This is a genomic window from Nocardia panacis (genome assembly GCF_003598715.1).
Classification (GTDB): Bacteria; Actinomycetota; Actinomycetes; order Mycobacteriales; family Mycobacteriaceae; genus Nocardia; species Nocardia panacis.
Window position 1 is genome coordinate 1 of sequence record NZ_QZFU01000022.1, and the last position, 7,129, is coordinate 7,129.

Here is a 7,129-nt window from a genome sequence, read left to right on the forward strand (position 1 = left end):
CGGCGGCGATAGCGGTGGGGAAACGCCCGGTCCCATTCCGAACCCGGAAGCTAAGCCTGCCAGCGCCGATGGTACTGCACTCGACAGGGTGTGGGAGAGTAGGACACCGCCGGAACATATTTCACGTCAGGCCCTCGACATTCGTGTCGGGGGCCTGACGTCGTTTCCGGGACAATCTCGAGCTGCGGGCTGCCGAAGTGAGCGATCCAACAGTTCCCAGCGGGTTCACAGGGAAGATGCAGACTCCTCCGAGCGCTGGAATCGATCATGGGTGTCGACGGTGTGCATCCGTCGCCACCGACTCGAACGGAGGTGCTCATGATCGTCGCGACGACACCGGTCGATCATGCGCCGGTCGACCAGGCAGCGACCGGGAATGGGATCGCGCGTGCCCGTCGTCGGGTCCGGGTTCCGGTCACCCTGGCCTATCTGGGCGTGCTGGTCCTGGTCGCCGGTGTGCTCTCCGCCCTGAGCGATACCGCGCAGACCGGCGTCATCCTGCGCACCAGCACCAATCTGCACAATCTGATGCGCGGACATGTGAGCACCCTGTTCTCCAGTGCCTTCGTCATCGGTGATTTCTGGGTCGCGCTCTCGGTGTTGCCGCTGCTCGGTTGTCTGCTCGCGCTGGCCGAATTGCGTTTCGGTTCCGGGCAATTGGTGCGTATCTTCCTGGCCGGACATATCGGGGCGACGCTGCTGGTCGCGATCGGGCTGTGGGTGGCGGTCGGGGTGCAGTGGCTGCCGCGCAGTGTCGGCCGGGCCGAGGATGTCGGCATCAGCTACGGGGCGATGGCCCTGTTCGGTGCGTTGGTCGCGGTCGTGCCGCGGGCGTGGCGGTCGCTGTGGGTGGCGGTGTGGTCGATCGTCGGTGTCGAAGGCATGGTGGTCGGGCAGACTTTCACCAATGTGGGTCATCTGGTGTCGCTCGGGATCGGAGTGGCGGCGGGGTTTGCTCTGCTGCGCACTCGTCAAGTGTCCGAGCGCGGGTTGACGAAGTCCGAGTGGGCGTTGTTGGTGGGCGCGGCCGTCCTGGCCGGTGGTCTGCTGCTCGGCTGAGTGGTCCTGCGGGCGGCGGCCAGTGCCGAGCCGCAGGTGCGGGCGGCGGCGCCGCGTCGTCGGCATGGCCAGGGGCGAGTTCGCCGGGGTGGCATGTGAGGCCGAAGGTGTCGGGTCCGCCGCATCGCCTAGAGTGCTTGGGTGCGCCTAGTGATTGCTCGTTGCCAGGTTGACTATGTCGGGCGGTTGACCGCCCATCTGCCGATGGCACGCAGACTATTGATGATGAAGGCGGACGGATCGGTCCTCGTGCATTCGGACGGCGGTTCGTACAAGCCGCTGAACTGGATGAGTCCGCCGTGCCGACTCAGTGAGCGCGACGGCGACGAACGTCCCGAAGGCGCGGAAGCGTTCTGGGTGGTGACGAACAAAGCGGGCGAGGAACTGCGCATCACCGTCGAGGAGATCGAGCACGACTCCTCCCACGATCTGGGTATCGATCCCGGTCTGGTGAAAGACGGCGTCGAGGCGCATCTGCAGGAGCTGCTCGCGGAGCATGTGCAGACGCTCGGTCATGGCTATACGCTGATCCGCCGCGAATACATGACGGCCATCGGTCCGGTCGATCTGCTCTGTCGCGACGCCGGCGGCGCGACCGTGGCGGTGGAGATCAAGCGGCGCGGGGAGATCGACGGCGTCGAACAGTTGACCCGCTATCTGGAACTGCTCAATCGCGATCCACTGCTGTCGCCCGTGGCGGGTGTATTCGCCGCGCAGCAGATCAAACCGCAGGCCCGCACGCTGGCCGAGGATCGCGGCATCCGGTGCCTGACTCTCGATTACGACGCCCTGCGCGGCACGGAGAGCAACGAATTCCGCCTGTTCTGATGGGCGACGGGTGGCTGCGCACGGCGGTCGTCGGTGCCGCGTTGGCGCTGCTGGCGTCGGCGTGCGCGAATCCGGAGAACCAGGCGGGGACTTCGGAGCCGGTGGATCTGTTGCGGGGCAGGGACTGGGCGCATTTCGCGGGCGCTGAGGTGCGGGCGGATGGGGTGCGCATCACCCCGCTGGACCGAAAGATCGTGCGGGGGGACGGATCCGGTGATCAGGCGAATCCTCCGGTGAATCTGCGCGGGCCGCGGCTCAAGGTGGACGGCGATTTCGAATTGACCGCCACCATGCGCGATATCGGATCGCGCGGCGCGTATTTGCAGGTGTATTCCGGTGTTCCGGTGGTCTACGACGGGTGGCGGTATGAGCCGCCGTCGCTGCGTTTCGGTATCGCGGGCGGTAAGTTGCAGGTCGCGGTGTGGGACGGTCGTGCGGACAAGCCCGTGCAGGCGCGCGCCTTCGGGTCGGATCTGGCGGGGACGGCCGTGATTCGGATGCGCACCAATGGCAATATCGCGGTGCTGTCGATCGATGGCAAGGAGGTCGGCAGCGTGCCGGACGGCGATATCTTCGATGGCGCGACGGTGTGGTTCGGTGCGGACGCCGAGCCCGATGGTGGCTGGACGCTGGCGGGTTTGACCGCGCAGGCGGAGCCGGGTCGACGGCTGACCGTGCTGAATTCGCCCGCCCTGCAAGAGGAGTCGTCGGGTCGGTCATTGCGGGCCGCGGCCGCGGCGCTGCCGAGGCCGATCGAGATGGGGTCGGCGCTGATGAGCGGTCCGCTGCTGGCCGATGTCGACTACCGGGCCTTCGCGGCGGCGCAATACGGCGCGCTGACCCCGCAGAACGAGTTGCAGGCGCAGGTGGTGCAGCCGCGCCGGGGTGTGTTCGCCTTCGCCGAGGCCGACACCCTGGTGGATTTCGCCCGCGTCAATGCGATGAAAGTGCGTGGGCGGCCGCTGGTGTGGCACGACGGGTTGCCGCAGTGGATGCGGGAGGCGTCCGGTGCGGCGGCGGTGCGGCCGATACTGCTGGAGCACATCGACGCGGTGGTGGGGCATTTTCGCGGTCGGGTCGCCGAGTGGGATGTGGTGAGCGAGCCGATATCCGCCGATTCGGCCGATTTCGGCAGTGGCGGCACTGGGATTCGGCGCAGTGTGTGGTCGCAGGCGCTGGGGGAGCAGTACATCGACGAGGCGTTCCGGCGGGCGCGGGCGGCCGATCCGCAGGCCGCCCTCTATCTCGACGAGTACGGGGTGGAGGCGGACGGGCCGCGCTGGGATGCGTTGCTGGCCTTGGTGACTCGGCTCAAGGAGCGCGGGGCGCCGATCGACGGCGTCGGTTTCCAGAGCCACGAATCCACCGAGGGGCAGCGGGTTTCGGCCGATACCTTCCGCAAACACGTGCGGGCGCTGGCGGCGCTCGGAGTCCGCTCGCGGGTATCGCAGATGGATGTGCTGGTGGAATTCGACGAACACGACGTGCAGGCAAAGCAATTCGCGCAGCGGCTGGCGGTGTGTCGGGAGGAGCCGACCTGCGTCGCCTTCGAGACCTGGGGTTTCACCGACAAATACGGACCTGCGGCCACACCGCGCAAATATCCGCCAGCCTCGGGCGACGCACTGCCCCTCGACGCCAGAATGCGCCCGAAGGCCGCCTACACGGCACTGCTCGACGAATTGACCCGCTGACTTATTCTTGTCTCCATGCATAGGCACTGGCTCGGAGTCCCATCCGGCGCCTCCGCGGCCCAGCTCGCCGCCTGGCCGCGTTGTCGTCGCCCCCGAGACAACACCGATATCGGGAACTCCTCCGCTTTGCCAGGCGGCGAGCTGAGCCGCGGAGGCATCCGAACGGGACTCCGAGCCAGTGCCTAGACGAAAGCCGCGAGGCGGCCGGTCCGGCAGCGCGCCGCTCGGCGACGTCTTCGGCCGTACCGAGGCCGGTCCCGACGGCGAAGAGGATTTCGTGGTGCGCACGGTGCCGGGCACCCGCGCCGTGAAGACCTACCGCTGTCCCGGCTGCGATCACGAGATACCCCCCGGTGTGGCGCATGTTGTCGCGTGGTCGGCGCACGGCGGCGAGGAGGACCGCAGACATTGGCATCGCGGCTGCTGGGATGGTCGCCGCACCCGCACCGTCACCCGCCGCTGGTCCTGATTCGGAAATAAGGAAAGCCGCCCCGACCGGGGCGGCTCTCGGGCTTGCGGGTGGTGCGTCGTCGCCGTGCGGTCCGACGTCAGTGGATGTCGGCGTTCTCGCGCTCTTCGGAGTCGATCTCGTCCTCGGCGTTGACGTCCTGGATCGCCTTGGGACGGCCACCGGTGACGGACTTCTGCGCGCCGCCGATGGACTTGCGCTGATCCGGAACCCCGTCCAGCAGTTCGCTTTCCCGGTTGACGGCGGCCAGCATGGCGGGCACCGAATCGAGCTGACCGCGAATGCCGAGCAGCTGGGCCAGCACGCGGCCGCGCAGGACGCGCATCTCCTCGGCCAGTTCCTTGGCGTGGGCGATCTTGCGCTCGGAGGTCTGGGTGGCGGAGGTGATGAGGCGGTTGGCCTCGTCGGTGGCGTCCTTGATGCGCTGGGCCGCCTCGGCGCGGCTGGTGGCCTCCAACTCCTCCATGGCGCGGGTGAGCTTGGTGCGCCGCTCGGCCATGGTGACCTCGAAGTCCTGCTGGGCTGCCTTGCGCTTGGCGTCGGCCTCCTTGCCGAGGCGGTCGGCCTCGGCCTGGGCGGCCTCGATGATCTTCGCGGATTCGGTGCGCGCGTTCGCGAGGGTCTGCTCGAATTCGATCTCGAGCGCCTCGCGCTTCTCCTTGGTCTCCGCGAGCAGCGACTCGTACTTGCCGCGCATCTCGGTGGCCTGCTGTTCGGCGATGGACACCATCTCGGCGGCCTCGGCCTGGGCCAGTGCGCGGACCTCGCTGGCCTCGTCGGAGGCCAGGCGCAGCATGCGGGAAATGCGGTCGGACATGCCCTCCGCGGTGGTCGGCGGTACGGAGAGGCGGTCGACCTCCTTGCGGAGTTCGTCGATCTCATCGCGTGCGTCTTCGAGCTGGCTGGCGAGGTTACGTGCTTGTGCCGCAGCGGCATCGCGGTCGGTGGCGGTGACCCGCAGCTCCGCGTCGAAGCGGTCGAAGTAATTACGCACCTCGTCTTGCGCATAACCCTTGCGCACAACGGTGAAGGGCAGTGCAACGAAGCGATTGCGATCGGACTCAGGTGACGACATGGCACACAAACTACAGCCTAGCGGGACCTCATGGTGACTCGACCGCGAATGTGATTCCGACTAGTTCGGCCGCTCCGATCTTGATACTAGTGCGTAACATTCGCGTCCGGCTCGACCAACTCGACCAGCACACCGCCGGCATCCTTCGGATGCAGGAAATTGATGCGGGAACCCGCTGTGCCGGAGCGTGGTTCGTCGTACAGCAAACGCAGACCGCGTCCGCGCAGATGCGCGCAGACGGCATCCAGATCGGTGACCCGGTAGGCCAGTTGCTGCAGGCCGGGTCCATTGCGGTCGAGGAACTTGGCGATGGTGGATTCGGCGTTGAGGGGGGCCAGCAACTGCAGGGCGGTGGCGTCGTCGGGCGCACCGGGCAGCGAGAGCATGGCCTCGTGCACGCCCTGGCCCTCGTTGATCTCGCGGTGGGTTTCGACCATGCCCAGATTCTCGGCGTACCAGGCGATCGCGGTGTCGAGGTCCGCGACGGCGATGCCGACGTGGTCGACGGCGACGACGTAGTCGCCGGGGATGAAGGCGGCGCCGTTCGTCCCGGCGGCGGTCGCGGCGGTTTCGGGGGCGTCCATAGCGTTGCTCACTACTCGAAAGTAGCGCGCACCTGGATGTCATGGGGGTAACGGCACGGGTTACCGTGGAGTACGGCGTCTGCGAAATATTTGCGAAAGAAAGTACGAGGGCCCATCGTGACCACTTCCGTGATCGTCTCCGGTGCGCGCACCCCTGTCGGCAGGCTGCTCGGCGGACTCAAGGATTTCAGCGGGTCGGATCTGGGCGGGTTCGCGATCAAGGCGGCCCTCGAGCGCGCAGGCGTCGCCCCCGAGCAGGTCGACTACGTGATCATGGGCCAGGTGCTCACCGCGGGCGCGGGGCAGATGCCCGCGCGTCAGGCCGCCGTGGCGGCGGGCATTCCGATGGATGTGCCCGCGCTGACGGTGAACAAGGTCTGCCTGTCGGGTATCAACGCGATCGCGCTGGCCGACCAGTTGATTCGCGCGGGCGAGTACGAGATCGTCGTCGCGGGCGGCCAGGAGTCCATGAGCCGCGCCCCGCACCTGCTCGAAAAGAGCAGGGAGGGTTACAAATACGGCGATGCGACGCTGCGCGACAGCATGGCCTTCGACGGCCTGTACGACATCTTCACCGATCAGCCGATGGGTGCGCTCACCGAGCAGCGCAACGACACCGAGCCGGTCACCAGGGCCGAGCAGGACGCCTTCGCGGCGGCCTCGCATCAGCGGGCGGCGGCCGCGTGGAAGAACGGCCTGTTCGACGCCGAGGTGGTCCCGGTCGCGGTGCCGCAGCGCAAGGGTGAGCCGGTGCTGGTCGGCGCCGACGAGGGCGTGCGCGCCGACACCACGGTGGAGACGCTGGCCAAGTTGCGCCCGTCCTTCCGCAAGGACGGCACCATCACGGCGGGCAGCGCCTCGCAGATCTCCGACGGCGCGGCCGCGGTGGTCGTGATGAGCAAGGCCAAGGCCGAGGAGTTGGGGCTGAGTTGGATCGCCGAGATCGGCGCGGCCGGTGTGGTGGCCGGTCCGGATTCCACGCTGCAGGACCAGCCCGCCAACGCCATCCTGAAAGCCTGTGCCAAGCAGGGCATCTCGCCCGCCGAGCTGGATCTGGTGGAGATCAACGAGGCGTTCGCGGCCGTGGGTGTGGCCTCCACCCGCAAGCTCGGCATCGATCCGGAGAAGGTCAATGTCAATGGCGGCGCGATCGCCATCGGGCATCCGCTCGGCATGTCGGGCGCGCGGATCGTGCTGCACCTGGCGCTGGAGTTGCAGCGGCGCGGCGGCGGGATCGGCGCGGCGGCGCTGTGCGGCGGCGGCGGTCAGGGTGACGCGCTGATCATCAAGGTTTAGGCCCAATGCCGCTCAGTTAGCGATCCTGCCGGGTTGTCAACCCGGCAGGATGTGGATGCTGATCTGCGTTTTGTAGCTGTTGCGGTCGATGTCGCCTTTGGCGCGGTGTTTGGAGATGGCGCGT

General features: G+C 67.6%; 7 protein-coding genes and 1 rRNA gene. 6 read left to right on the top strand and 2 right to left on the bottom strand.

The features are described from left to right. The 5 genes from rrf to D5S18_RS18835 form a co-directional block, all read left to right on the top strand. Positions 1 to 115: ribosomal RNA gene (gene rrf / locus D5S18_RS18815) — 5S ribosomal RNA — on the top strand; the annotation flags it as partial. A gap of 152 nt (positions 116 to 267) precedes the next feature. Continuing rightward, positions 268 to 1,059 (top strand): rhomboid-like protein, encoded by a 792-nt coding sequence (locus D5S18_RS18820; protein WP_239003868.1) that lies wholly within the window; start codon positions 268 to 270, stop codon positions 1,057 to 1,059. A gap of 141 nt (positions 1,060 to 1,200) precedes the next feature. Then, a complete protein-coding gene (gene nucS, locus D5S18_RS18825; RefSeq protein WP_120042380.1) occupies positions 1,201 to 1,887 on the top strand; it encodes an endonuclease NucS in 687 nt (228 codons plus the stop codon). After that, positions 1,887 to 3,581: an endo-1,4-beta-xylanase gene (locus D5S18_RS18830; protein WP_120042381.1), complete on the top strand. Its 1,695-nt coding sequence runs from the start codon at positions 1,887 to 1,889 to the stop codon at positions 3,579 to 3,581. The genes nucS and D5S18_RS18830 overlap by 1 nt, the downstream gene beginning before the upstream one ends. Before the next feature lie 178 nt (positions 3,582 to 3,759). Beyond that, positions 3,760 to 4,050 (top strand): Rv1322 family protein, encoded by a 291-nt coding sequence (locus tag D5S18_RS18835; protein WP_203236805.1) that lies wholly within the window; start codon positions 3,760 to 3,762, stop codon positions 4,048 to 4,050. Between the two features lie 79 nt (positions 4,051 to 4,129). Here D5S18_RS18835 and D5S18_RS18840 read toward each other — a convergent pair whose 3' ends face one another. Both D5S18_RS18840 and mce read right to left on the bottom strand, forming a co-directional pair. Then, positions 4,130 to 5,125: a coiled-coil domain-containing protein gene (locus D5S18_RS18840; RefSeq protein WP_120042382.1), complete on the bottom strand. Its 996-nt coding sequence runs from the start codon at positions 5,123 to 5,125 to the stop codon at positions 4,130 to 4,132. Positions 5,126 to 5,211: 86 nt separating this feature from the next. Beyond that, the gene (gene mce, locus D5S18_RS18845; RefSeq protein ID WP_120042383.1) at positions 5,212 to 5,709 is read right to left on the bottom strand and encodes a methylmalonyl-CoA epimerase; all 498 of its coding nucleotides are present in this window, start codon (positions 5,707 to 5,709) and stop codon (positions 5,212 to 5,214) included. Between the two features lie 117 nt (positions 5,710 to 5,826). Between mce and D5S18_RS18850 the strand changes: the two genes are divergently transcribed. Beyond that, positions 5,827 to 7,005: an acetyl-CoA C-acetyltransferase gene (locus D5S18_RS18850; RefSeq protein ID WP_120042384.1), complete on the top strand. Its 1,179-nt coding sequence runs from the start codon at positions 5,827 to 5,829 to the stop codon at positions 7,003 to 7,005. Positions 7,006 to 7,129 lie beyond the last annotated feature (124 nt).